Origin of the sequence: Methylobacterium phyllostachyos (assembly GCF_900103445.1) — a bacterium.
Taxonomy (GTDB): domain Bacteria; phylum Pseudomonadota; class Alphaproteobacteria; order Rhizobiales; family Beijerinckiaceae; genus Methylobacterium; species Methylobacterium phyllostachyos.
On record NZ_FNHS01000001.1, the window covers coordinates 204,716 to 227,856 of the forward strand.

General features: G+C 69.5%; 21 protein-coding genes. 14 read left to right on the top strand and 7 right to left on the bottom strand.

Annotated elements, in window-relative coordinates; genetic code table 11:
- Positions 1 to 176: 176 nt before the first annotated feature.
- Complete coding sequence (gene phaR, locus BLQ49_RS00915) at positions 177 to 764, top strand: polyhydroxyalkanoate synthesis repressor PhaR (protein ID WP_091712549.1); 588 nt, start codon at positions 177 to 179, stop codon at positions 762 to 764.
- Positions 765 to 1,190: 426 nt separating this feature from the next.
- On the opposite strand, the gene rpmF is transcribed toward phaR, so the two are convergent.
- Complete coding sequence (rpmF, locus tag BLQ49_RS00925; RefSeq protein ID WP_003601373.1) at positions 1,191 to 1,379, bottom strand: 50S ribosomal protein L32; 189 nt, start codon at positions 1,377 to 1,379, stop codon at positions 1,191 to 1,193.
- 224 nt (positions 1,380 to 1,603) lie between these two features.
- On the opposite strand from rpmF, the gene BLQ49_RS00930 reads away from it, so the two are divergent.
- Positions 1,604 to 1,969, top strand: a complete 366-nt coding sequence (locus BLQ49_RS00930; protein WP_091712553.1) for a helix-hairpin-helix domain-containing protein — start codon at positions 1,604 to 1,606, stop codon at positions 1,967 to 1,969.
- Between the two features lie 3 nt (positions 1,970 to 1,972).
- Here BLQ49_RS00930 and BLQ49_RS00935 read toward each other — a convergent pair whose 3' ends face one another.
- Positions 1,973 to 2,605, bottom strand: a complete 633-nt coding sequence (locus BLQ49_RS00935; protein WP_091712554.1) for a hypothetical protein — start codon at positions 2,603 to 2,605, stop codon at positions 1,973 to 1,975.
- The gene (locus BLQ49_RS00940; RefSeq protein WP_091712556.1) at positions 2,602 to 2,919 is read right to left on the bottom strand and encodes a hypothetical protein; all 318 of its coding nucleotides are present in this window, start codon (positions 2,917 to 2,919) and stop codon (positions 2,602 to 2,604) included. Before BLQ49_RS00940 ends, BLQ49_RS00935 begins: the two co-directional genes overlap by 4 nt.
- 117 nt (positions 2,920 to 3,036) lie before the next feature.
- On the opposite strand from BLQ49_RS00940, the gene BLQ49_RS00945 reads away from it, so the two are divergent.
- Entirely contained in the window at positions 3,037 to 5,916 is a 2,880-nt protein-coding gene (locus BLQ49_RS00945; protein ID WP_091713076.1) for a phosphoenolpyruvate carboxylase, read from the top strand.
- 950 nt (positions 5,917 to 6,866) lie between these two features.
- Here BLQ49_RS00945 and BLQ49_RS00950 read toward each other — a convergent pair.
- Entirely contained in the window at positions 6,867 to 7,268 is a 402-nt protein-coding gene (locus tag BLQ49_RS00950) for an NfeD family protein (protein WP_244507381.1), read from the bottom strand.
- 56 nt (positions 7,269 to 7,324) lie between these two features.
- A complete protein-coding gene (locus BLQ49_RS00955; RefSeq protein WP_091712559.1) occupies positions 7,325 to 8,302 on the bottom strand; it encodes an SPFH domain-containing protein in 978 nt (325 codons plus the stop codon).
- A 295-nt stretch (positions 8,303 to 8,597) separates the two neighbouring features.
- Between BLQ49_RS00955 and BLQ49_RS00960 the strand changes: the two genes are divergently transcribed.
- Genes BLQ49_RS00960 through BLQ49_RS00970 form a run of 3 tightly spaced genes read left to right on the top strand, consistent with a single transcriptional unit; the run spans position 8,598 to position 11,813 of the window.
- Entirely contained in the window at positions 8,598 to 9,692 is a 1,095-nt protein-coding gene (locus BLQ49_RS00960) for a glycosyltransferase family 4 protein (RefSeq protein WP_091712561.1), read from the top strand.
- A gap of 1 nt (position 9,693) precedes the next feature.
- Positions 9,694 to 10,773 carry a glycosyltransferase family 2 protein gene (locus BLQ49_RS00965; RefSeq protein ID WP_091712562.1) on the top strand — a complete coding sequence of 360 codons (1,080 nt, stop codon included), beginning with the start codon at positions 9,694 to 9,696 and terminating at the stop codon, positions 10,771 to 10,773.
- Complete coding sequence (locus BLQ49_RS00970) at positions 10,770 to 11,813, top strand: glycosyltransferase (RefSeq protein ID WP_091712564.1); 1,044 nt, start codon at positions 10,770 to 10,772, stop codon at positions 11,811 to 11,813. Before BLQ49_RS00965 ends, BLQ49_RS00970 begins: the two co-directional genes overlap by 4 nt.
- 60 nt (positions 11,814 to 11,873) lie before the next feature.
- Here the strand turns inward: BLQ49_RS00970 and BLQ49_RS00975 are convergent, their stop codons facing one another.
- The gene (locus BLQ49_RS00975) at positions 11,874 to 12,056 is read right to left on the bottom strand and encodes a hypothetical protein (RefSeq protein ID WP_091712566.1); all 183 of its coding nucleotides are present in this window, start codon (positions 12,054 to 12,056) and stop codon (positions 11,874 to 11,876) included.
- A gap of 283 nt (positions 12,057 to 12,339) precedes the next feature.
- Here BLQ49_RS00975 and BLQ49_RS00980 point away from each other — a divergent pair, with 283 nt between their 5' ends.
- The 4 genes from BLQ49_RS00980 (at position 12,340) to BLQ49_RS00995 (ending at position 17,916) form a co-directional block, all read left to right on the top strand.
- Complete coding sequence (locus tag BLQ49_RS00980; protein ID WP_425283964.1) at positions 12,340 to 13,539, top strand: efflux RND transporter periplasmic adaptor subunit; 1,200 nt, start codon at positions 12,340 to 12,342, stop codon at positions 13,537 to 13,539.
- Between the two features lie 9 nt (positions 13,540 to 13,548).
- Positions 13,549 to 16,686 carry an efflux RND transporter permease subunit gene (locus tag BLQ49_RS00985; protein ID WP_091712569.1) on the top strand — a complete coding sequence of 1,046 codons (3,138 nt, stop codon included), beginning with the start codon at positions 13,549 to 13,551 and terminating at the stop codon, positions 16,684 to 16,686.
- A 74-nt stretch (positions 16,687 to 16,760) separates the two neighbouring features.
- Positions 16,761 to 17,318: a DUF4337 domain-containing protein gene (locus tag BLQ49_RS00990; protein ID WP_091712571.1), complete on the top strand. Its 558-nt coding sequence runs from the start codon at positions 16,761 to 16,763 to the stop codon at positions 17,316 to 17,318.
- A 70-nt stretch (positions 17,319 to 17,388) separates the two neighbouring features.
- Entirely contained in the window at positions 17,389 to 17,916 is a 528-nt protein-coding gene (locus tag BLQ49_RS00995; protein WP_091712572.1) for a phosphate-starvation-inducible PsiE family protein, read from the top strand.
- 424 nt (positions 17,917 to 18,340) lie between these two features.
- Here BLQ49_RS00995 and BLQ49_RS01005 read toward each other — a convergent pair whose 3' ends face one another.
- Positions 18,341 to 18,859: a TspO/MBR family protein gene (locus tag BLQ49_RS01005; RefSeq protein ID WP_091713077.1), complete on the bottom strand. Its 519-nt coding sequence runs from the start codon at positions 18,857 to 18,859 to the stop codon at positions 18,341 to 18,343.
- A gap of 81 nt (positions 18,860 to 18,940) precedes the next feature.
- On the opposite strand from BLQ49_RS01005, the gene BLQ49_RS01010 reads away from it, so the two are divergent.
- From BLQ49_RS01010 to BLQ49_RS01025, 4 genes are all read left to right on the top strand, one after another.
- Positions 18,941 to 20,143, top strand: a complete 1,203-nt coding sequence (locus tag BLQ49_RS01010) for a trans-sulfuration enzyme family protein (RefSeq protein WP_091712574.1) — start codon at positions 18,941 to 18,943, stop codon at positions 20,141 to 20,143.
- Between the two features lie 107 nt (positions 20,144 to 20,250).
- Positions 20,251 to 20,730: a hypothetical protein gene (locus BLQ49_RS01015; RefSeq protein ID WP_091712576.1), complete on the top strand. Its 480-nt coding sequence runs from the start codon at positions 20,251 to 20,253 to the stop codon at positions 20,728 to 20,730.
- A 121-nt stretch (positions 20,731 to 20,851) separates the two neighbouring features.
- Positions 20,852 to 21,781 (top strand): AEC family transporter, encoded by a 930-nt coding sequence (locus tag BLQ49_RS01020; RefSeq protein WP_091712577.1) that lies wholly within the window; start codon positions 20,852 to 20,854, stop codon positions 21,779 to 21,781.
- A gap of 113 nt (positions 21,782 to 21,894) precedes the next feature.
- Positions 21,895 to 23,124, top strand: a complete 1,230-nt coding sequence (locus tag BLQ49_RS01025) for an acyl-CoA dehydrogenase (protein ID WP_091712579.1) — start codon at positions 21,895 to 21,897, stop codon at positions 23,122 to 23,124.
- Positions 23,125 to 23,141 lie beyond the last annotated feature (17 nt).

The window sequence follows — 23,141 nt, forward strand, 5'->3', positions numbered from 1 at the left end:
TGGTGCCCGATCGCGGCAAGGCCTGCATTATTCTGCGTTGAAGAGATGCAGTTTGCTGTTTTCTGCGCTTGGCGAAGGCTTTAAGGATCGTGCTGCGGGCGCGAAGACGATCCCGCAGGGCCGCATGATGCGGCTCCGCATGTCCCGAGGTTTTGAGTCGAGAAAGGCCGTTCCCGATGGCGGATACCGTGAAGGCCACACAGACCGTCATCAAGAAGTACGCCAACCGGCGCCTCTATCACACCGGTACCTCGACCTACGTGACGCTCGAGGATCTCGCCACGATGGTCCAGAACGGTGAGGACTTCGTGGTGTACGACGCGCGCACGGGCGATGACATCACCCGCTCGGTACTCACGCAGATCATCTTCGAGCAGGAGAACAAGGCCGGTGCCGAGAACCTGCTGCCGGTGGCGTTCCTGCGCCAGCTGATCCGCTTTTACGGCGACAGCATGCGCACCATGGTGCCGAGCTTCCTGGAATTCTCCATGGCGAATTTCGCCAAGGATCAGGACGGCCTGCGCGAAAAGTTCGCCCAGAGCTTCGGTCCAGCCGCATTCCAGAACGCGATCGAGCAGCAGGTGCGCACCAACATGAACTTCTTCGGCGACGCCATGAAGATGTTCACGGGTTTTGCACCGCCCGCCGGGACCCAGCCGACACCGCAGCCCGCCCCCACGGCCTACGGCGGCGGCGAGCTGGACGACCTGAAGCGGCAGATGCTGGAGATGCAGCAGCGCCTGGAAGCGCTGGCCAAGAAATAATCACCCGCCCGCTGCGACCGAATAGAAGTTGACGAACTCTTAATATCGGTATCACCCTTGCGACACCGGCACGGAAATGTGCGGAGCGTGTCGCGATGGTGCGGGTCGAAGCAGGCAATCGTCTCGGCCCGGCACACGTCAGGCCTGTGCGGGCAGCGCCCGACGCCATGGAGGGCGCAGGCCCAGAGGCCGCGCGTCCCGCGGGGCGCTCGCTTGTCGTGATCGATGGGGGACGCCCCGAGGGGCATGAAAGGGCCGTGCCGGCGGAGCGCGCGGCCCCGGGACAATCCCGCGCCGGCTTCATCGCACAGTTGCTGACGGCCGATGACCCGACGTTGCTGCCGTCGCGTCTGGAACGGACCCAAATGGCCGCCGCGTGCTACGCGGAGACCGCGCGGCGCCTCGCCTGAGGCGCCGCGAAAAGCCTTACGCCTCGGCGGACTTCACCTTAAGAACCTGACGGCCGCGGTACATGCCGGTCTTCAGGTCGATGTGGTGCGGGCGGCGCAGCTCGCCGGAATCCTTGTCCTCGACATAGGTCGGCGCCTTGAGCGCATCGGCCGAGCGGCGCATGCCGCGGCGGGAGGGGGAGGTCTTTCGCTTCGGGACGGCCATGGTGTGATCCTTCGTGACGCCGCGGACAAAGCGGCGCCCGGGCGGCTCCCCAATCGAGGATCGCCACGCGCACCGCGGGATACGGATGAGGGCGCGCTTATAGCCGCGGCGCCCGCCCGTGGCTAGAGGCACCGGGCACAACCGTTAAGCGTGGGTTCAAGCGGCGCGGCCCAGAGCTTGGCCGACGGTGCCGCGCGGCGGACCGTGCCTTTCGGGAGAACGCCATGGCTTCCTCCACCAAGACCCTCGCTCTGCTCGCCCTCCTCTCCAGCCTCGTGGGTGCGCCCGCCCTGGCCCAGGCTCCCGCGCCACAGACGCCCGGCACGGCGGCGCCGACTGCTCCCACCCGACCGACCGCGCCGAGCGCCCCGGTCGCCGGCTCGCCAAACGCCGCCAAGACGGCACTGATCGACCTCAACAGCGCCAGCAGCGCGGAACTCGACGCCCTGCCCGGCATCGGCGCAGCCCGCGCGGCCGCGATCATCAAGGGCCGCCCCTACCGCGGCAAGGATGATCTGGTCTCGAAGAAGATCATCCCGAAGAACGTCTACGACGGCATCAAGGACAAGGTCATCGCCAAGCAGAAGTGATTGCTACTCGGCGATCGCCCCTTGAGGCATGGAGAAGCCCGGGGGCGTCTTTTCGGCCGCTGCCTTGGGAGGTGCCCGCCGGGCGGGCACCTTCTTTCGGGCCTCCGTTTTCGTACGGGGAGCCCTCACGGCGGGCGGCGTCTCGCAGGTGCGGAACGCGAGCTGCGCCAGGGGGGCGCCCTCCTCGCTGACGATCGTCATCGAATCGGGCAGGGTCGGCAGGCTCGGCTGCCACTTGATCGGGCCGCCCAGCATGGCTTCGATCGCCGCCGGAGCGCTCCCGCGCCGCAACGCCGTGAAATCCGGGCCATAGGCGGTGGCGACCTTTCCGCCGATCACCACCAGCAGCACCTCGTTCACCTCGGGCGTCAGGGGCCTCAGCGGGTTGGTGGTCTGAACCTGCCCAGCCCGGGTGACCACCATCGTGAAGCTCTTGCCGCTCTCGAAACGCGCCGCGCTGGTACCGCAGGGCTGCTCGGGCGGCGGACCAGCCGACGGTGTCGGTTCGTTCGGTGTTGGGGCAGAGGCGGCCGGGGATTGCTGCGCCTCCGGTGCCGCCGCAGCCACGTGTCCGGTCGATAGGGGGAGCGACACAGCGAGCAGCAGAACGATGCCCCCGTGGGCCAGCGACCTCATCGGCCGGCCTCCGGCGGATCGCGCCGGGCCGGCTCATCGCGCCCCGTCCGGGTCAGGGCTCTGATCGGTTCCAATTCGGACGCCTCCAAGTCGAGCACGTGCGGACCGGGCGGCCTCTGCTCGAGAACCTGCGCCGACCGATCGATCGGACTGCTACGCGGGCCGACCGCGCCGAGGAACAGGTCTTCGTCCTCCGAATCAAGCTCGGATCCCATGCGCAGGGGCTCGCGCCGGCCCCGGGCCGCCATGGTGGCGACGGCTACGAGGGCGATGACGAAGATCAATATCGCCAGGATGATGAGCAGGCGCTCCATGAGGTGTGCAGCTGTAGACCGATGGTCAAACCGTTGCCACCCCGACGCATGCGGAACGCTCCTTGCGTGGGCCGGCGAACCGGCTAGATGCGGGCCGATCGGAGCCGGGACCAATCGATGCAGCACGAGCCGAGCCGCGCGCCCGAGGAGCTGGAACATCACCTCCTCAGCCTGATCGAGGCCGCACGGGATCAGGCGCGGGAGGACCCGTTCCGCAATCCCGTCCTGGCCGTGACCCTGGCGATCACCCGGCGGTTCGACCGGGACGAGATCGCGGCCGACGACCTCGATCCGCTGTTCGCCCGGCTGCGCGCGGAATCCCTGGCGGCGCGGGCGGCACGGCTGCGCAGCTATGTCGGTCTGGCGAGCGAGCCGGTCGACGCCGAGGCTTCGATCCCAGCCCGCCTCGTGGCGGCGGCGGCCAATGGGCCCGACGGCTTCGAGCGCTTCGCGGCCTTCATCCACCGTACGGCCTTCGCGGTGGTGTTCACGGCGCACCCGACCTTCGGCATGCCGCGGGCCGTAGCGAACCTCCTGGCGGAGGCAGCGAGCCTGCCCGACGCGCAGGCCCGCGCCGACCTGATCGGGCGCGCCGCCGCGCAGTCGACACGGCCCGATGCGCCGATCACCCTGGATGTCGAGTTCGAGCAGGCCTGCGCGGCGGCCAATAACGGGCGTCTGGCGCTCGACGCCTTCAACGGCGCGCTGCTCGATGCTGCCCGAGCCCGCTGGCCGGAGCGCTGGACTACGCTGACGCCCCGGCCCTTCGCCATCGCGAGCTGGGTCGGCTGCGACACCGACGGGCGGACCGATATCGGTTGGTGGGACACCCTGCGCTACCGGCTGATCTCGAAGCGCATGCAGTTCGACCGGGTGATGCGCGAGTTGCCCGAGATCGCCGGCTGCCGCCCGGTCCGGGCGCTCGCCGAGGGGGCGCTGGCCGCGGTCAACCGCCAGCTCGCGGTGGCGCCGCGGCTCGGCGATAAGCCCTCCCTCGAGGCGGTGCATCGGTTTGCCCTGGCGCTGATCATCGAGCGCGAGCGCGCCCAAACCGATGCGGGTGCCCTGGTGGCGGGCCTCACCGCGGCGCTGGAAGCCGCCGACGACGCGGCCGACAAGCGCCGGATCGCGATCCTGCGGGCTGGCGTCGCCACGCACGGGCTCTCGAACGCCCTGCCGCACTTCCGGCTCAACGCCAGCCAGATCCACAACGCGGTGCGCCGGGTGATCGACCTCGAGGGCGAACCCACCGATGCGGCCCGCCGCCGCTCGCACCTCGCGACGATCCACGCGCTCCTGAACGACGTGCGGCCGGTGGCGGTGGATTTCGGGGCGCTCGCCGCCGAGCGGGCCTCGGCCGCCCGGCTGATGATGACGATCGCCCAGATCCTCAAGCACGTGGATGGCACCCATCCGGTGCGCTTCCTGATCGCCGAGACCGAGACCGGCTACACCCTGCTCGCCGCCCTCTGGCTCGCGCGCCATTACGGCATTGCCGACAAGCTGGAGATCACGCCGCTGTTCGAGACGGCGAGCGCCCTGGAGCAGGGCATCCGGGTGCTCGACGACGCGCTGCGCAACCCGCACTGGCGCCAGTACCTCAAGCGCATCGGCCGGCTGACCGTGCAGTTCGGCTACTCGGATTCCGGCCGCTATGTCGGCCAGCTCGCCGCCACCTTCTGGATCGAGCGCCTGCGCCTGCGCATCACCGAGATGCTGGTCCAGAACGGGCTGGCCGATATCGAGCTCGCGATCTTCGACACGCATGGCGAATCGATCGGACGCGGCGCCCACCCGACCTCCCTGCGCGACCGCCTCGCCTATCTCGCGCCGGAGGATGCCCGCGACCGCGCCCGCAAGGCCGGCATCAAGGTCCGGCTCGAATCAAGCTTCCAGGGCACCGACGGCTACCTGCTGTTCGGCACCGAAGCCCTGGCCGAGGCCAGCGTCGCGCGCATCAGTGAGCACGTCTACGCCCTCGACATCGTGGAGGACGATACCTTCGCGGATTACGCCCTCAGCGACGCGAATGCGGGTGCTGACCCCAAGGACGACCCGATCTATTCCGAGCCCGACTTCGCCCTCGAATTCTTCACCGCGGCCCGCCAGGACATGGAGGCGCTGGTGGACGATGAGGGCTACGCGGCGCTGCTGGGCACCTTCGGCCCGAGCCTGATCGACCGCACCGGCTCGCGCCCCGTGGCCCGCCAGAGCGACAATGGCGGCCCGGCCCGGATCACCCATCCGCGCCAGATGCGGGCGATCCCCAACAACGCGATCCTGCACCAGCTCGGCTTCCTGGCGAACTCCCTTCACGGGATCGGCCGCGCGGCCCAACGCGGGCCCGACCTGTTCCGCGACATGCGGCGCGATTCGGTGCGCTTCTCCCGGGCCTTCCGGCTGGTGCAACACGCGGCCTCGGTCGGCGACCTCGACGTGCTGCGCGCCTATATCGACACCCTCGACCCGGCCGTGTGGCTGGAGCGGGCGCGGCGCACGCAGAAGGATTTCCGCCGGGACGAACTGGTGGTGATCGCGGGCGCCCTGGAACGGCTCGACCTTGCCTCGGCGCTGCGCAGCCTGTTCGGGCGTCTGACCCGGGACTGGCTGGCCCTGACGGCGGCCGCTCCCGACCTGCCAACCATGTCGACGCGGCTGACGCTGCTGCACGCCCTGCGGCTGGCGCTGATCCACCGGATCTGGTTCCTGGCGGTGCATATCCCCGGCTTCCGGCCACAGGCGGGCGTCTCCCGCGAGCAGTTGCTGGAGCGCTTCCTGCGCCTCGATATCGACGGCTGCCTGAAGCTGCTCGACGAGATCTTTCCGGTCACCCCGGATCCGACGCTGGGCCTGAACTTCGGCGAGCCGGCCGGCCCGCGGGACGTCGGCACCTACGAGGCCGAGCACGCCAACCTGTTCCAGCCGATCCGCCGGATGTTCGAGCAGGTGCGCGAGATCTCCGGGATGATCCAGCACGAGGTCGGGGCGTTCGGGTAAGGTGCGGCGGAGCATTCCGGGGCGCCGGCTGCCCGCATACCGTTTCCGTTTGACGGGATCCGTCCCGTCGTCTTCGCGGGCGGGGCGAAGCAGACCAGAGCGCATCACGCTTGGCGACGGCGCACGATCCTGGATCCGTCGCAGCGCTCGTTGTTCTGAAGGGAACACCGCGACCGAAGCGTCCGATCAAACCGCATGAGGCTGGCCTCCTCGACACGCGTGATCGTCCCCACCCGCCTATGGCGCCGGGGGCATGGCCCAAGAAACACGAGGGACGCGGGACGCCGCGGGAACCCAGGTGTTGTTAGACGCGCGGGATCCGGTCCCCGCGGCGCCCCGCGGCATCGACCGGGCGTGGTCCCCGATCAACGCCGTCTTTCTCGTCGCGGTGTCTGCTCGACGCTCCCGATCCTGCGACGCCCCTGCAGCCGGTCTCGGACGCGGTGACACGCACCGCCGGAACCCGCGAGGATGTCTGTGGCCTTCCAGCCGTTTGCCCGCCTCGTCGTGGACGGGTCCGCAGGTCCCTTGGGGTCGGCCCAGACGGAGGGTCGGCGCGGAGGGCATTTCCTCCCCCCGCCGGGCTCACCCGTTGTCCGCCCGTGATCCGAGACACGCCCCGTATCGGTCACGCCGCCCGGGGCGATGGCGGCTGAGAGCCACCGACGCGGGCACCGCCCTGTCCGGCACGCCCGACCGGTCAGCCACCAGGCGGACCCCCGAAGAGCGCCGCCGGATCACCCCGAAGGATCACCGAGCAGCACCGCGGACAGGTGGCGGCTAATGAGCACAAAATAGGAACATTGTCAAGGGCGGCATCCGCCGACGACCCCTCCCTCCCCCCTCTGCCGGGGAGGGAGAGCCGCGGAGCCAGTTTTCGATCTGCCAAGATCGTAGCCCGCACGGGAGAGGACGCGCGTCGCACTCCGTCATCAGCCGCGTGCCTCAGATCAGGCGACCTCCACCGTTAGCACCGTGCCGTTCATCCCGGCGACACGCACCCGCGCTCCGACCGGAAGGTCCGGCCCCTCGACCCGCCACAGCGTGTCGTCGAATCGGATGCGACCCGTACCCTGCACGATCGGCTCGTCCAGGACACCCACGCGTCCGATCAGCCCGCGGTCTGGCCGGTTCAGATTCTCTCCGCTTCGTCCGGCGCCGCGCCGATGTAGACGCGTCGCACCCGTGACCAGAATGACGGCGAGCCCGGCAAACAGCAGCGTCTGCCCCTGCCACGGCAGCGGAAACGCCGACGCCGCGAGACCGGTGCCAATGGCCGCCAGCCCGAGCCAGATCAGGAACACGCCCGGCACCAGGATCTCGGCCCCCGCCAGCACAAGCCCAGCGATCACCCAGCTCCAGGCAGGCCCGAGAGCTTCGACAAAGGCCGCGAGTGTGGTCACGATCGTCAGGCCCGCGGCGGTGTGACGTTCGGCGGCGTGCCGGCCCGCCGCGGCGGCGTCCCGTCGCCGAACACCGAGCGGGTGAGCTCACCGATGCCCCCGAGGGTGCCGGCGAGCGCCGCCGCCTCGATCGGCACCACCACGACCCGCTGGTTCGGCGCGGTGGCGAGCGCCCGCACGGCGTCGACGTACTTCTCGGCCACCAGGAAGTTCGCCGCCGCGATGTCACCCTCGGCGATCGCCCGGCTGACCAGGCCGGTCGCCTGCGCCTCGGCCTCCGCGGAGCGCTCGCGCGCCTCGGCATCGCGGAACGCGGCCTCCTTGCGGCCCTCCGATTCGAGGATCGCCGATTGCTTGCGCCCCTCCGCCCGCAGGATCTCGGCGGCGCGCTGGCCCTCCGCCTCGAGGATGGAGGCGCGCTTCTCGCGCTCGGCCTTCATCTGGCGAGCCATCGCCCCCGCGAGGTCGGGCGGGAGCAGGATGTCCTTGATCTCGATGCGGTTGATCTTCACGCCCCAGGGCGAGGCGGCCGCATCCATCACCCGCAGCAGGCGCTCGTTGATCTCGTCGCGGTGGGCGAGGAGCTGATCGAGATCCATCCCGCCGACCACCGTACGGATGTTGGTCATGGTCAGGGTCGTGGCCGCGAGGTCGAGATTCGAAACCTCGTAGGAGGCGCGCGCCGCATCGAGCACCTGATAGAAAACCACCGCGTCGATCGTCACCCCGGCATTGTCGCGCGTGAAGGCCTGCTGGCTCGGCACGTCGATCACCTGCTCCATCACGTTGACCCGGCGGCCCACCCGCTCGACGAAGGGGACGATCAGGGCGAGGCCGGCGCCGAGGCTGCGGGCGTAACGCCCGAATCGCTCCACCGTGTAGACGTAGCCCTGCGGCACGATCTTCACCCCGGCCGCGAGCGTCAGGATCACCAGTGCCGCGGCACCGACCGCGAACACGCTCAAGCCGAACGGAAGATTCATCGCCCCCTCCCCGCCCCCTGGAGACCCGACCGCTGTCGGCGCCGCCATTCCGGCTCATGTCCGTAACCGCGGACTGATCCAAATGAACCGGTATCACACCAGCTTGATCATCTTTGGTTCAGGCCGCGGCGCTTAGGAAGTCCGGCAGCGTCGTGCTCGTCGTCGCTCCGGCCCGTCGATGCAACGCTTGGTGAAGAAACCTGCGAGATGATAAACGCCGCCGCGCTACGGAATTAAGTCCTTTCGTATCGTTGCGCGCGGTCGATATCCCTACCCTACGAGAGTTGGTGCGCGCGTGAAGATTGCTGTCCTCGCACATCTCAAATACCCGATCGGCCAGCCCTATGCCGGTGGTCTGGAGATGCACACGCACCTGCTCACCGTCGCCTTGAAACGACGCGGGCACGACGTGACGCTGTTCGCCAGCCGCGGCTCGGATCCGGCGCTCGACCCGGTGATGCTCTGCGATCCGACCGGCGACGCGCTGATGGATCCCGAGCGCGAGGAGGCGATCGACCGCGCCGAGCACGATGCCTACCGGCGGATGATGGACATGGTCGCGGCCGGCGGCTTCGACCTCGTGCACAACAACGCCCTGCATGCCCTGCCTTTGCAGGAGAGCGCCCGGCTCGGCCTGCCCTGGGTGACGGTGCTGCACACGCCGCCCTTCGAGGCTTTGGTGCGCGGCATCGTGAAGGCCGACCCCGACATGGCCTTCCTGGCGGTCTCGCCGTCCCTCGCGCAGGAATGGGCCACGCTCGTGCCCGACGCGCAAGTGGTCGATAACGGCGTCGATCTCTCGAATTTCGCTTACAACGCGGCGGCCGACGCGCCGTCCTACGCCTTCTGGTCCGGCCGGATCGTCCCCGAAAAGGGCCTGCATCTCGCCATCGACGCCGCGCGGGCGGCCGGCCTGCCGCTGGTCTTCGCCGGGCCGAAGCTCAATCCGGCCTATTGGGCGGCCGAGATCGCGCCGCGGCTCGGGCCGGACCTCACGCATCTCGGCCATCTCTCGCACCGGGATCTCGCCCATCATCTCGGCCGCGCCCGGGTGGCGATCGTGTCGCCGCGCTGGGAGGAGCCGTTCGGCCTCGTGGTGGCGGAGGCGTTGGCCTGCGGCACGCCGGTCGCCGCCTTCCGTCGCGGCGCCATGCCCGACATCCTCGACGCGCAATGCGGCCGGCTGGCTGATCCCGACGACGCGCAGGATCTGTCCGTGGCGATCCGGGAGGCCGCTGGCCTGTCGCGCCGCGCCTGCCGCGACCGGGCCGAGGCGCTCTACGACGCCTCCGCGATGACCGCGCGCTATCTCGAAGCCTACGAGGCCGTCATGGCGCGCTGCGCCGAGCGGGCCCGGCCGACCCTGCGGGTCGCGGGCGGGCGCGGCTGACATGAGCGGCCGGCCCGATCTCGCACGCGGCGTCGTCTGCATCCCGGCGCGGAACGAGGCGGAGCGCCTGCCGCTCCTGCTCGCCTCGCTCGCCGGACAGACCGGAGTCCCAACGCCGGTGCGCATCGTCGTGCTGGCCAACAACTGCACGGACGGGACGGTGGCCGCCGTCCGGGCCGGGCAGGAATCGGGGGCCTGGGCGGCGCTGGAGATCCGGCTGATCGAGGCGACGCTTTCCGGTGTGGAAGCCCATGTCGGCACCGCACGGCGCATGGCGCTGGAGGCGGGCGCGGACTGGCTCGCGGTGGACGGCGTTCCGGATGGAGTTCTGCTCACCACCGACGCGGATGCCCGCCTGCCGGCCGATTGGATCGCGGCGAACCTGCGGGCCCTCGAACTGGCCGATGTCGTCGGCGGCCGCCTCGTGATCGACGATGACGGGGATGCCGATCCGCGGCTCGCCGATCTCCATGCTCGGATCGAGCGCTACTGGGCTGGGGTCCGGCGCCTGGAGGATCTCCTCGACCCGCCGCCCTACGATCCGGCCCCGCGCCACGGTGACCATACCGGCGCGAGCCTCGCCGTCCCTGTGTCGCTCTACCGCGCGGTCGGCGGCCTGCCGCCACTGCCCTGCGGCGAGGACAACGCCCTCGTCGGCCTGCTGCGCGCCCACGGTGCCCGCCTGCGCCATTGCCCCGATGTGCGGGTGATGGTCTCGGCCCGTCACCAGGGCCGGGTCTCGGGCGGCATGGCCACCGAGATGGCGCGCCGCGCCCGCGTGCTCGAAGGCGAGGCTTACCTGCTGCCGGAGGCCGGCCATTGGCAAGCGCTGATCCTGCGCCGGGCGGCTCTGCGCCGCGCCTTCCACCTCCAGCCCTCGGACCGCGTCACCGCCTGCGCACGGCTCGGCCTCGGGACCGAAGATCTCGCGGTTCTCGGTCCATGCCCCAACGACATCGCCTTCGTGGAGCGGGCCGACCGGATCCTGGAATCGCGCAGCCTGCCCGCCCGGGAATGCCCCCTCGACCGGGCGCTCGCCGACCTCGACGCTTTAGCCCTGTCGTTGAAGGACGCCGCGTGACCCGCGGCATCGGCTGGTACGTCCACCACCAGGGCGCCGGCCATCTCCAGCGGGCGCGGGCAGTGGCCACCGCCCTGCCACGGCCCTGCACGATCATCGGCACGCTCGCGGGCTTCGACACCGCCGGGCTCGACATCCTCGACCTGCCCGACGACCGTCCCCTCGGCGACGCGGCCTTTGATGGCCGGGACGGCGCGACCGAGCGACCGGAAGCGCTCCACTACGCCCCCCTGAACCATCCCGGCCTCCGCGCCCGCATGGCACGCATCGCCGAATGGGTGGCGCGGACCGATCCGGCGCTGCTCGTGGTCGATGTCTCGGTGGAGGTGGCGCTGTTCGCGCGCCTGCTCTCGGTCCCGACCCTGGTGGTGCGGCTCGCCGGCACCCGGACCGATCAGCCGCATTGCGAAGCTTTTCGGAGTGCGAGCCGCGTGCTCGCGCCGTTTCCCGAAGCGCTGGACGGCGCGGGCGTACCCGAATGGGTTCGGGCCAAGACGGTCTACGCGGGCTTCCTCACCGGACCGGCCTTGACCGCGACCGAGGCGAGCCACGACATCGTGGTGGTGTTCGGCCAGGGCGGCGCGGGCGGCGACAGGCCCGCGCTGGCTGCGGCGGCGCGGGCCGTGCCCGACCGGACATGGCATGTGCTGGGCCCGGTCTCGGGTTCGGGCGCGATCCCCGACAACCTGCACCTGCACGGCTGGGTCCCGGACGTCGCGGCATACGTGGCGCGAGCCGCCCTGTTGGTCGGCGGCGGGGGCGATGGGGTCGTGGCCCTTGCGGCGGCGCAGGCCAAGCGTTTCCTCTGCCTGCCGGAGCCACGGGCCTACGGCGAGCAGACCGAGAAAGCGGCAGCCCTGGCCCGGCTCGGCGCCGCCATCGTGCACGTGGGGTGGCCCGAAGCCTCCGCATGGCCGGGCTTGATCCAGGCGGGGCTCGCCCTCGATCCGGCGGTGATCGGCGGGTTGCACAGCCCGACCGCGGTGATCGACTGCGCCGCGGCGATCGATGCGCTCGCGGGCTCGTTCGAACAAAAATGAAAACGGCGTCTGCCTCATCGGCAGACGCCTGTTCAACGCGGTGCGACGGAACGAAGAGGCTTACGAGATCAGGTTGAGCTCGGCGGCCTCGATCCCGTCGGCCCGGATCGCGTCCGGAATCGCGGAGAAATCCCGGTATCCGGCCTCGCGCGCCATAGCGTCGAGGGCCGTCTGTTCGTCGTTGGCAGCGCCGGTCCAGAGCACCGCGCCGCTCTTCGTCTGCTTGATCTGATAGATGCTCATCGAACCTTCTCCGGTCGTGAGAAGACCATTGCCCAGTTAACGCCGCGGTTCGCAGCCGGTTGCAGGACAAAGCGTGGAAAAGCAGGCCATCTCGCCGACGCGAAGCATGCGGCGCGCGGTCCGGCGACGGCATCCACCGCAGGCGTTATACTCGGTCTCCTTAAGCACCCTGCGCCATGAAATCGCCGACCTACTCGGCAAGGGAGCGGCGTAACCAATCGAGCGCCGACTGCGAGGCCCTGTCGTGAAATTCTTCCGTTGGCGCGCGTCCCGCCTCGGTCTCCTGTGCGGGCTCGCGGTTCTCGCCACGGCGCCGGCTTCGACGCCGCTCTTGGCCGTCGAGAGCGCCGCCGTCCCCGATGCCGCCGCCATCGCCCCCGCCGTGACCGTCGTCCCGGCCGAGAGCCGGGAGATCGTCGAGCGGGCCGTTGTCACCGGCACCCTCGTGCCCCGGGACGAGATCCTGGTCTCCCCGGAGGTCGAGGGGCTGCGCATCACCGAATTGCTCGTCGAGGAGGGCGACCGCGTCACCAAGGGGCAGGTGCTCGCCCGGCTGTCGCTGGAGATGATCGCGACCCAGGAGGCCTCGAACGCGGCGGCGATCGCCCGGGCGCAGGCATCCATCGTCCAGGCGCAGAGCCAGATCGTCCAGGCGGAGGCCGCCAACGTCGAGGCCAAGCAGGCGCTGGAACGCGCGCAGGCGCTCGCCAAGACCGGCAACGCCACGGCGGCCGTGCTGGAACAGCGCGTCTCGGCGGCGCAGGGCGCGGAAGGCCGCCTCGCCGCCGCGAAGGGCGGGCTGCAATCGGCCCAGGCCGACCTCGCCACAGCCAGGGCCGCCGGGGCCGAGATTGCCCTACGGCGCGCCCGCACTGACATCCGGGCGCCCGAGGCCGGGATCGTCAACCGCCGCACCGCCCGGATCGGCGCCACAGCCACCGCAGTCGGGGAGCCCCTGTTCCGGCTGATCGCTCGCGGCGAGATCGAGCTGGAGGGCGAGGTGCCCGAAACCTCGCTGGCGCGGATCCAGGTCGGCAACCCGGCGAGCCTCGATCTCGATGACGGCCGGCACATCAAGGGCAAGGTCCGCCGGGTCTATCCCGAGGTCGACCGAGCGACCCGCCTCGGCAAGGTCCGCATCCGCCTGGGCGACGACCCGGCCCTGCGCATCGGCGCCTTCGCCCGCGGCAATGTGGAGGTGGCCCGCCGGACAGGCGTCGCGGTCCCGGTCTCCAGCCTGCTCTACGCCGCGGACGGCCGCGCCAGCGTGCTCGTCGTGAAGGACGGTCGCGTCGAATCGCGCACCGTCGACACCGGTCTGTCGGCGGACGGCTACACCGAATTGCGCTCCGGCGTCGCCGCCGGCGAGAGCGTCGTAGCCCGAGCCGGTAGCTTCCTGCGCGACGGCGACCGGGTGCGGGCCGTGGCTTCCCCCGGCAGTACCCCCATGGCCGCCCCGATGGCCGACGCGGACCCGCGGTAGGACCGAGCCATGCGCCTCAACGTCTCCGCCTGGGCGATCCGCAAGCCGCTCCCATCGGTGGTGCTGTTCCTCGTCCTGATGATCCTCGGGCTGGTGAGCTTCCGCTCGCTGCCGATTACCCGATTCCCGAACATCGATATTCCGATCGTCTCGGTGACGATCACGCAATCGGGTGCCGCGCCCGCGGAGCTTCAGACCCAGGTCACCAAGTGGGTCGAGGACTCGATCGCCGGTGTGAAAGGCGTCAAGCACATCCTGTCGACGATCACGGAGGGCATCTCCACCACCACGATCGAGTTCCGGCTGGAGGTGAACCAGGATCGGGCGACCAACGACGTCAAGGACGCCATCGCCAAGATCCGCCAGAACCTGCCGCGCACGATCGACGAGCCGATCGTCTCCCGCGTCGAGATCGCCGGCCTGCCCATCATGGTCTACGGCGCCTCCGCGCCCGCCATGACGCCTGAGGACCTGTCATGGTTCGTGGACGACGTGGTCGCCCGCGGCCTCCAGAGCGTGAAGGGCGTGGGCGGCGTCGAGCGCCTGGGCGGCGTCGCCCGCGAGATCCGCGTGACCCTGAAGCCCGACCGGCTGCTGGCGCTCGGGATCACCGCCGCGGACGTGAACCGGCAATTGCGCCTGACCTCCGCCGACATGGCCGGCGGCCGGGCCGAGATCGGCGGCCAAGAGCAGTCGATCCGGGCGCTCGCCGCCTCGGCGAGCCTGGAGACGCTGGCCAAGACCTCGATCGTCGTGCCGGGCAACCGCAAGGTCCGCCTCGACGAGTTGGCGACCCTCTCCGACACCGCCGAGGAGCCCCGCACCTTCGCGCGCTTCAACGGCGAGCCGGTGGTCGCCTTCGCGATTTCCCGGGCCAGCGGCGCCAGCGACGCCGACGTGTCGGTGGGTGTCGCCAAGAAGATCGCGGCGCTTCATGCGGCGAACCCGAACGTCCGGTTCGACCTGATCGACACCAGCGTCGACAACACGATCGGCAACTATCACTCGGCCATGATGGGCCTGATCGAGGGCGCCGCCCTCGCGGTCATCGTCGTGCTGCTGTTCCTGCGCGACTGGCGGGCGACGCTGATCGCCGCGGTGGCGCTGCCGCTCTCGGTGCTGCCGACCTTCTGGGTGATGAGCGCGCTGGGCTTCTCGCTCAACGCCGTGAGCCTCCTGGCGATCACGCTGGTCACCGGCATCCTGGTGGACGACGCGATCGTGGAGATCGAGAACATCGTCCGGCATATGCGGATGGGGAAGTCACCCTACCGCGCCGCCCTGGAGGCCGCCGACGAGATCGGGCTCGCGGTCATCGCCATCACGGCGACCATCATGGCGATCTTCTCGCCCGTGTCGTTCATGGGCGGCATCGCCGGCCAGTACTTCAAGCAATTCGGACTGACGATCGCGGCGGCAGTGTTCATGTCGCTGCTCGTGGCGCGGCTGATCACGCCGCTGCTCGCCGCCTACTTCCTGCGGGACCACGGTCCGGACCATACGCGCGACGGCTTCATCATGCGCGGCTACACCCGCCTCGTGGCGTGGTCGGTGCGCCACAAGTTCATCACGCTGGTGCTCGGCATCGCGTGCTTTGCCGGCTCCATCGCCTCGACGGGGCTGCTGCCCGCGGGCTTCCTGCCGGCGGAGGATCAGGCACGCACCCTGTTCGTCCTCGAACTGCCGCCGGGCGCCCGACTTCAGGACACGGTCCGGGTGAGCGATCGGATTGAGGCGAAGATCCGCGAACTGCCTGAAGTGAAGAGCGTGTTCGTCGATGGCGGCCGGCAATTGCCGGGCAAGAAGGAGGTCCGGCTCGCGAGCCTGACCATCAACCTCACACCGAAGAACACCCGACACCGCACACAGAAGCAGGTCGATGCCGAGGTCGCCGCGATCCTGCGCGAGGAGCCGGATCTCCGCTTCTGGGCGCTGCGTGAGAACGGGCAGCGTGATCTCGCGCTGATCATCGCCGGCCCCGACAAGGCGGTGGTGGCGGACGTCGCCGCCAAATTGCAACGCGAGGCGGCTCAGATCCCGCACCTCGTCAACGTGATGTCGACGGCGCCGCTGGACCGGACCGAGGTTCGGATCCGGCCGAAACCCGCGGTGGCGGCCGATCTCGGCGTCTCCACCGACACGATCGCCGAGACCGTGCGGGTCGGGACGATCGGCGACATCGGCATGAACCTCGCCAAGTTCAACGCCACGGACCGGCAGATCCCGATCCGGGTGCAGCTCCCCGAGAGTCTGCGCGGCCGGCTTTCCGAGTTCGAGACCCTGAAGGTGCCGGTGAAGGGCGGGGCCGCGGTGCCGCTCGCGACCGTCGCCGATATCAGCCTGGGCCAGGGGCCGACCGGCATCGACCGCTACGACCGCGCGGTGCGGGTGGCGCTGGAGGGCGACATGCAGGGCTCGGACGCCCTGGCCGAGCTGATCAGCCAGGTGATGAACCTGCCGACCGCGAAGAACCTGCCGCCTGGGGTGACGATCAGCCAGACCGGCGATGCCGAGGTGATGGGCGAGGTCTTCGAAGGATTCGCGCTCGCCATGGGCGCCGGCCTGATGATGGTGTTCGGCGTGCTGATCCTGCTGTTTGGCAACTTCCTGCAGCCGCTGACCATCCTGTTCTCGCTGCCGCTCTCGATCGGCGGCGCGATCCTGGCCCTGCTGATCTGCCATATGCCGATCTCGATGCCGGTGGTGATCGGTATCCTGATGCTGATGGGCGTGGTCACCAAGAACGCCATCATGCTGGTCGACTTCGCCGTGGAGCAGATCCGCGCGGGGGTCGATCGCAACGAGGCGATCGTCGATGCCGGCCGCAAGCGCGCCCGGCCCATCGTGATGACCACGATCGCCATGGCGGCCGGCATGGTGCCCTCCGCGCTGGCCTACGGGATCGGCGGCGAGTTCCGCTCGCCGATGGCGGTGGCGGTGATCGGCGGCCTGCTCGTCTCCACGGTGCTGTCGCTGGTTTTCGTGCCGGCGATCTTCGTGCTGATGGACGACCTGTCGCGCCTGTTGAAGCGGCTGTTCGGCCGCTTCGTGGGCGAGCGGGACGACCCGGAGGATGAGCCCGCGTTCGACCCGGCGCATCCGGCCAATGACGGGCGCCCGGCGCCACCGCGGATCGCCGCCGAATAGGCGATCCGCATTGCGTACGGCGCCTCGATGCGCTGTGACTCCCGCCGACGAATCGAACGGAGAACGGGCAAGCGATGTCGGGTGGTCATGGGGCGGTCGAGGGTTCGAACAAGCGCGTGGCGCTGCTGATCTCGGTCCTGGCTTTGTTCCTCGCCTTCAGCGAGACCCTGGGCAAGGCGTCGCAGACGGATTCGATCGGCGCCAATGTCGAGGCCGCCAACCAGTGGGCCTACTTCCAGGCCCGTACGATCCGCTCGACCGTGCTCAAGACCGCCGACGAGGCGCTGGCGCTGGTGCCGCCCGGCCCGAACCAGGACGCGATCGCGGCTAAGCGCGCCGAATGGGCCAAGACCCTGGCGCGCTGGGATTCGGAGCCCGCGACCGGCGAAGGCCGCAAGGAGCTGTCCGAGAAGGCCCGCGCCTCGGAGGGCCGGCGCGACCTCGCGCTTCTGCGCTACCACCATTACGAGCTGGCCTCGGCGGCCTTCCAGATCGGCATCGTGCTGGCCTCCGCGGAGGTGATCACCGGGATCGCGCTGCTGGTCTTCGCCGGTGGCTTCCTGGGGCTCGCCGGGGCGGCGCTCCTCGGCTTCGGCTACCTCGCGCCGCACGCCCTGCCGTTCTTCCACTGAAGACCACGTTCCGCCGGACTGGACGTGCGGCACGGACACTTATCTTCACGGCATACTTCCGGGGGGTACGATGCCGAACGAGACCAAGACCCAGGGACGCCTGACGCGGATCGCCAGCGCGATCTTCCTGCAAACCGAGCACACGATCTATGCGGCGCTCGGGCTCCTGCTGGCGCTCACTGCGCTGGTTGCGCTGATTGACGCGGCCGGATTGACCCTGGATGCGTTCAAGGCCCTCGGAAACGCCCAGCAGATCCTGGAGGTGGTCGACCGGCTGCTGTTCCTACTGATGCTGATCGAGATCCTGCACACGGTGCGGGTCTCGATGCGGTCGGGCACGCTGACCTGCGAGCCGTTCCTGATCGTCGGGCTGATCGCCTCGATCCGGCGGGTTCTGGTCATCACCCTGCAATCCTCGGAGATCATGCACGCCAAGGACTGGTCGCCCGAGAAGCAGGCGCTGTTCCAGGCCTCGATGATCGAGCTCGGCGTGCTGGCAGGGCTGATCATCACCATGGTCTTCGCGATCTTCCTGCTCCACCGCGCCCGGGACGACGGGAAGCCGGCGGGCGATGAATCGGCGAGCAACGAGCACTGAAGACCCACAGTGCAGCACCTGCCAAGCAAGGCCGGGGGTGCTATGCTCGATTCCGTAAAACCGTTTCGCTCGATACTTAGCAATTGCTCGGAAGCTGCAGGCCGTCGGGTTTTCCGATGTCCAGGCCGACGCGGTCACGGGTGTGATCCGCGATACGCGCGAGGGCGATCTGACGACCTTGGTGACGACGTCAGATCTCAGTTCGGAATTTGCACTGGTCCGTTCCGACCTCAAGGCGGAGACTGCCCCCTCGTCCGGTCCGATCTTAGCGCCGAGATTGGTCTCGTCAGAACCGAGATCGCCGACACGCGGTACGAGATCCTGAAATGGGTGCTCTCGGCGATCGGCTTCCCGGCAATCGTGGTCGTTGGCGCCATCGTTGCAGTGGCCAAAGGGCTGAACTGATCACGCGTTCAGGCATCGCTCAGTTCATCCGCAAAATCGCGGCGTTGAGCAGCGTCGCGAAGGCCACCCAGGCGGCGTAGGGCACGAGCAGCCAAGCCGCGAGCCGGTCGAACCGCCAAGTCAGCCGGATCGTCCAGAGCACCATCACCAGCAGCATCGCCACTACGACCAGCCCGGTGCCGATCGCGTGAGCGGTGAAGAAGACCGGCGTCCAGGCCGCGTTGAGCGCGATCTGCACCAGGAACGCCGCGAGGGCCAGCCACCAGCCTTCCCGGCTCGGACCGGTGCGCGGCCTCGCCCCGAGCAGCCGCCAGAGGGAGAGCGCGATCATCGTGTAGAGGATCGTCCAAGCCACCGGAAACACCCAGTTCGGCGGGTTGAAGACCGGCTTGTTCAGGCCCGCGTACCAGCCTGGAATCTCGGCCTGCGTCGCCACGGACCCGATCATTGCGGTGGCGGCCACCGGCAGGGTCGCGGCCGCGAGCCGAAGCCAGCGCGGCAGGGTGGAGGCTACGGGGACATGGGTGGCGGCGGTCATCTCGTCCAACTCCGAGGGCGCGGCTTGCCGGACGCCATGGCCCATGGCACGCGCCCGTTTTCATCCGCCGGGAATCGCCAGATGTCACAGCCTAACGCGCCGGAGAGGCCGGCGGATACACAGACAGACGGAACGCCGGCTTTCGCGCGGAAAAGCCTCGCCGCGCAGGCGATGGGCCGGATCGAGCCCGAGACCCGCGCGGTGGTGATGCCGTTGCATGTCGCCACGACCTTCATCCGCGACCCCGATAACGGCTACAGCTCGGGCTACTGCTACGCCCGGCCCGACAACGCCACGGTGCGCGAGGCCGAATCGGTCCTGGCGATGCTGGAGGGCGCAGCAGCCGGCGCCCTGCTGTTCGGTTCCGGGATGGCGGCGGCGACGGCCGTATTCGGCGCGCTGGAGCCGGGCGATCACGTGGTCGCAGGCACCGTCATGTATTGGGCGCTGAAGCGCTGGCTGCGGGAGGAGGCCCCCCGGCGCGGGCTCACTCTGTCCTTCGTCGACACGGACGATCTGGTCGCCCTGCGCACCGCAATCGAGCCGGGCCGGACCAAGCTCGTCTGGATCGAGACCCCCGGCAATCCGCTCTGGACCGTCACCGATATCGCGGCCGCGACGGAGATCGCCCATGCGGCCGGGGCCCGACTGGCGGTCGATTCCACCGCCGCCTCTCCGGTACATACGCGCCCCCTGGAACTGGGTGCCGACCTCGTGATGCACTCGGCCACCAAGATCCTCAACGGCCATTCCGACGTGGTGGCGGGGGTGCTGGCCGGCGCGCGGGACGACGCGTTCTGGAAACGGATCGGGGGGATCCGCGCCGGCAGCGGCGGCATTCTCGGCCCCTTCGAGGCCTATCTGCTCATGCGTTCGCTGCGAACCCTGCATCTGCGGGCAGCGGCACAATCGGCGAGCGCCCTGCGCCTCGCCCAACGCCTGAGCGTGCATCCGCATGTAAGCCGCGTCCTCTATCCGGGCCTAGCCGATGATCCCGGACATGCGGTCGCCCTGCGGCAGATGCGGGACGGGTTCGGCTTCATGCTGTCGATCCGGGTGGCGGGCGGCGAGGCCGACGCCATCGCCACAGCGGCCCGGGTGCGGCTGTGGAAGCGCGCCACCTCGCTCGGCGGCGTCGAGAGCCTCATCGAGCACCGCGCCTCGGTCGAGGGTGCGGGGAGCCCCTGCCCACCCGATCTCCTGCGCCTCTCCACGGGCATCGAGGACACGGACGATCTCTTCGCCGACCTCGACCAGGCGCTGCGCGGCGCGCAGGCAGGCTGATCGGTGAGAGCGCGTGGTGCCGAACGGACGTCTGGCGCGTTGTCCGGCAAATCCGCCGGCGCCGAGCGGCTTACACGCCGGGCGCCCCTTATCGCGAGCCCTCCGTCATGACGACCCGTTTCCACGCGATGGTGCCGAGCACCCTCGCCCTCCTCACACTGGCGCTCGCGCCGGCGCCCGCCCGCGCCGACACGGTCCCGTCCCTGGATGTCGAGCAGACCTGCCGATCCGCCCAGGTCGCCAACACGTCGATCAGCGATCAGGCCAATTACGATGGCTGCCTCCGCTCCGAGCGGGAGGCCAAGAAGGAGGCCGAGCGCCATTGGGGCAACTACACCCCGGCGGCCAAGCGGCAGTGTCAGAATCAGTTCAAGGCTGGTGGCTACCCGTCCTACGTCGAGATGGTGACCTGCCTCGAACTCGCCTCCGGCACCGTTCCGACACAGAGCACCGAAGGCGGCCAAGCCGTCGGCGGTCCCGGATCGCCGCGGGACGTGAAGGCGCAGCGGGAAGGCGGCGCCAACCTCACCAAGGAACCGCCCGCAAGCCAACGCACGAATCCCATGAAGGTGCTGGACAACAACTAGGTCAGAGGGGGGACTGCTTCCGCGCGACGGGAGCCGGTCATCCATTCGCCCCGCGCCGGGGTACGACGGCGGCGGCATGCTATGAGCGGCGCTTCCGCCCATTGGTAGGCCGCCTGCCCCCGTGAACGCCCTCGCCATCATCGCCCCGATCTTCGGGATCGTCCTGATCGGCTGGGGGGCGGCGCTCACGGGGCTGCTCTCCGACAAGGTGAGCGACGGCCTGTCCGAATACGTCTTCGCGGTCGCCGTGCCGGCACTGATCATCGCGACGCTGACGAAGCCGGGGATGAGCGGGACCGTGGCGTGGTCCTACTGGGTCTCGTATTTCGGCGGTGCCGGCATCTCCTGGTTCGTCGGCACGTTGATTGCCCGGCGTCGTGCCGGGATCGAGCGGCGGGGGGCGATCCTGCACGGCTTCGCGGCGAGCCAGTCGAACACCGTGTTCGTCGGCGTGCCGATGATCCTGCAGGCCTACGGCGAGGACGGCGCCTTCCCGCTGTTCATGCTGCTCGCCGTCCACCTGCCGCTGATGATGGGCTGTGCCACCTTCCTGATCGAATCCGATTCCGGGTTGCCGGTCCTGGCGCGGATACGGGGGCTCGCCCTGGTGCTCCTGAAGAACCCGATCTTCGTGGCGCTCCTCGTCGGCATGGCGATGAAGGGCCTCGGCCTCACCCCCGCCGGGATGGTCCGGTCCCTGATCGATGCCTTCGCGGGGACGGCCTCGACCTGCGCGCTGGTGGCGCTGGGGGCTGGGCTGAAGCGTTACCGGGTGCTGTTCGACCTCAAGGGCGCGCTGGTGATCGCAGCGCTGAAGAACCTCCTGCACCCGCTGGCGGTCTGGGTGCTGGCCTTCCACGTCTTCACCATGCCCCCCGCCTACGCGGGCGTCGCAACCCTGTTCGCCGCCATGCCGGTAGGCATCAACGCCTACCTGCTGGCGGCGCGCTACCGGACCGAGACCGGGATGGTCGCGGCTTCGGTGCTCGTCTCCACCCTCATGGCGCCGCTCACCACCGTGGCGTGGCTGATGCTCCTCGGCCGGGCGTGACGGCAGCGCCTCGGCGTCACCCGGCCCGTTGGACGATCGCCGGGCCGGGTCTAGTGTGACGCCAAGCGCGAGCCTGTGAGGCTCCGCGCAACCTCTGCAGGCGAGGATCCCCCATGAACGCTCCGATGCGCCCCCCGGGCAGCGCCTCCCCGTCCGCCCCGGCCTCGCCGCGCTTCGTCTGGGACGACCCCTTCCTCTTGGAGGACCAGCTGACCGAGGACGAGCGGGCGATCCGCGACGTGGCCCAGAGCTTCGCGCAGGAGCAGCTCCTGCCCGGGATCGTCGAGGCCTACGCCAACGAGAAGACCGATCCAGACCTGTTCCGGAAAATGGGCGAACTCGGGCTGCTCGGCGTCACCCTGCCCGAGGAGTACGGCTGCGCGGGCGCCTCCTACGTCGCCTACGGGCTGGTGGCGCGGGCGGTCGAGGCGGTGGATTCCGGCTACCGCTCGATGATGAGCGTGCAATCCTCCCTCGTCATGTACCCGATCCACGCCTACGGCTCGGAGGAACAGCGCCAGAAGTTCCTGCCGAAGCTCGCTTCGGGCGAGTGGATCGGCTGCTTCGGCCTCACCGAGCCCGATGCCGGCTCGGACCCGGCCGGCATGAAGACCAAGGCCGAGACAATCGACGGCGGCTACCGGATCTCGGGCGCCAAGATGTGGATCTCGAACGCACCCTTCGCGGACGTGTTCGTGGTCTGGGCGAAGTCCGAGGCGCATGAGGGTGCGATCCGAGGCTTCATCCTGGAGAAGGGCATGAAGGGCCTCTCCGCCCCGACGTTGAAGGGCAAGCTCAGCCTACGCGCCTCCACCACCGGCGAGATCGTCATGGACGGCGTGGAGGTCGGCGAGGACGCGCTGCTGCCGAACGTCTCCGGCCTCAAAGGGCCGTTCGGCTGCCTCAACCGGGCGCGCTACGGCATCTCCTGGGGCGCGATGGGCGCCGCCGAGGATTGCTGGCATCGGGCGCGGAATTACACGCTGGAGCGCAAGCAGTTCGGGCGCCCCCTCGCGCAGACACAATTGGTTCAGAAGAAGCTGGCCGACATGCAGACCGAGATCGCCCTCGGGCTCCAGGCATCGCTCCGGGTCGGGCGGCTGATGGACGAGGGCAAGATGGCGCCCGAGATGATCAGCCTCGTCAAGCGCAACAATTGCGGCAAGGCCCTCGACATCGCCCGGACCGCCCGGGACATGCACGGCGGCAACGGCATCATGGGCGAGTACCATGTGATGCGCCACGCCCAGAACCTCGAGACGGTCAACACCTACGAGGGCACGCACGACGTCCACGCCCTGATCCTGGGCCGGGCCCAGACGGGGCTGCAGGCGTTCTTCTGAGATCCGCCGGTTATTTC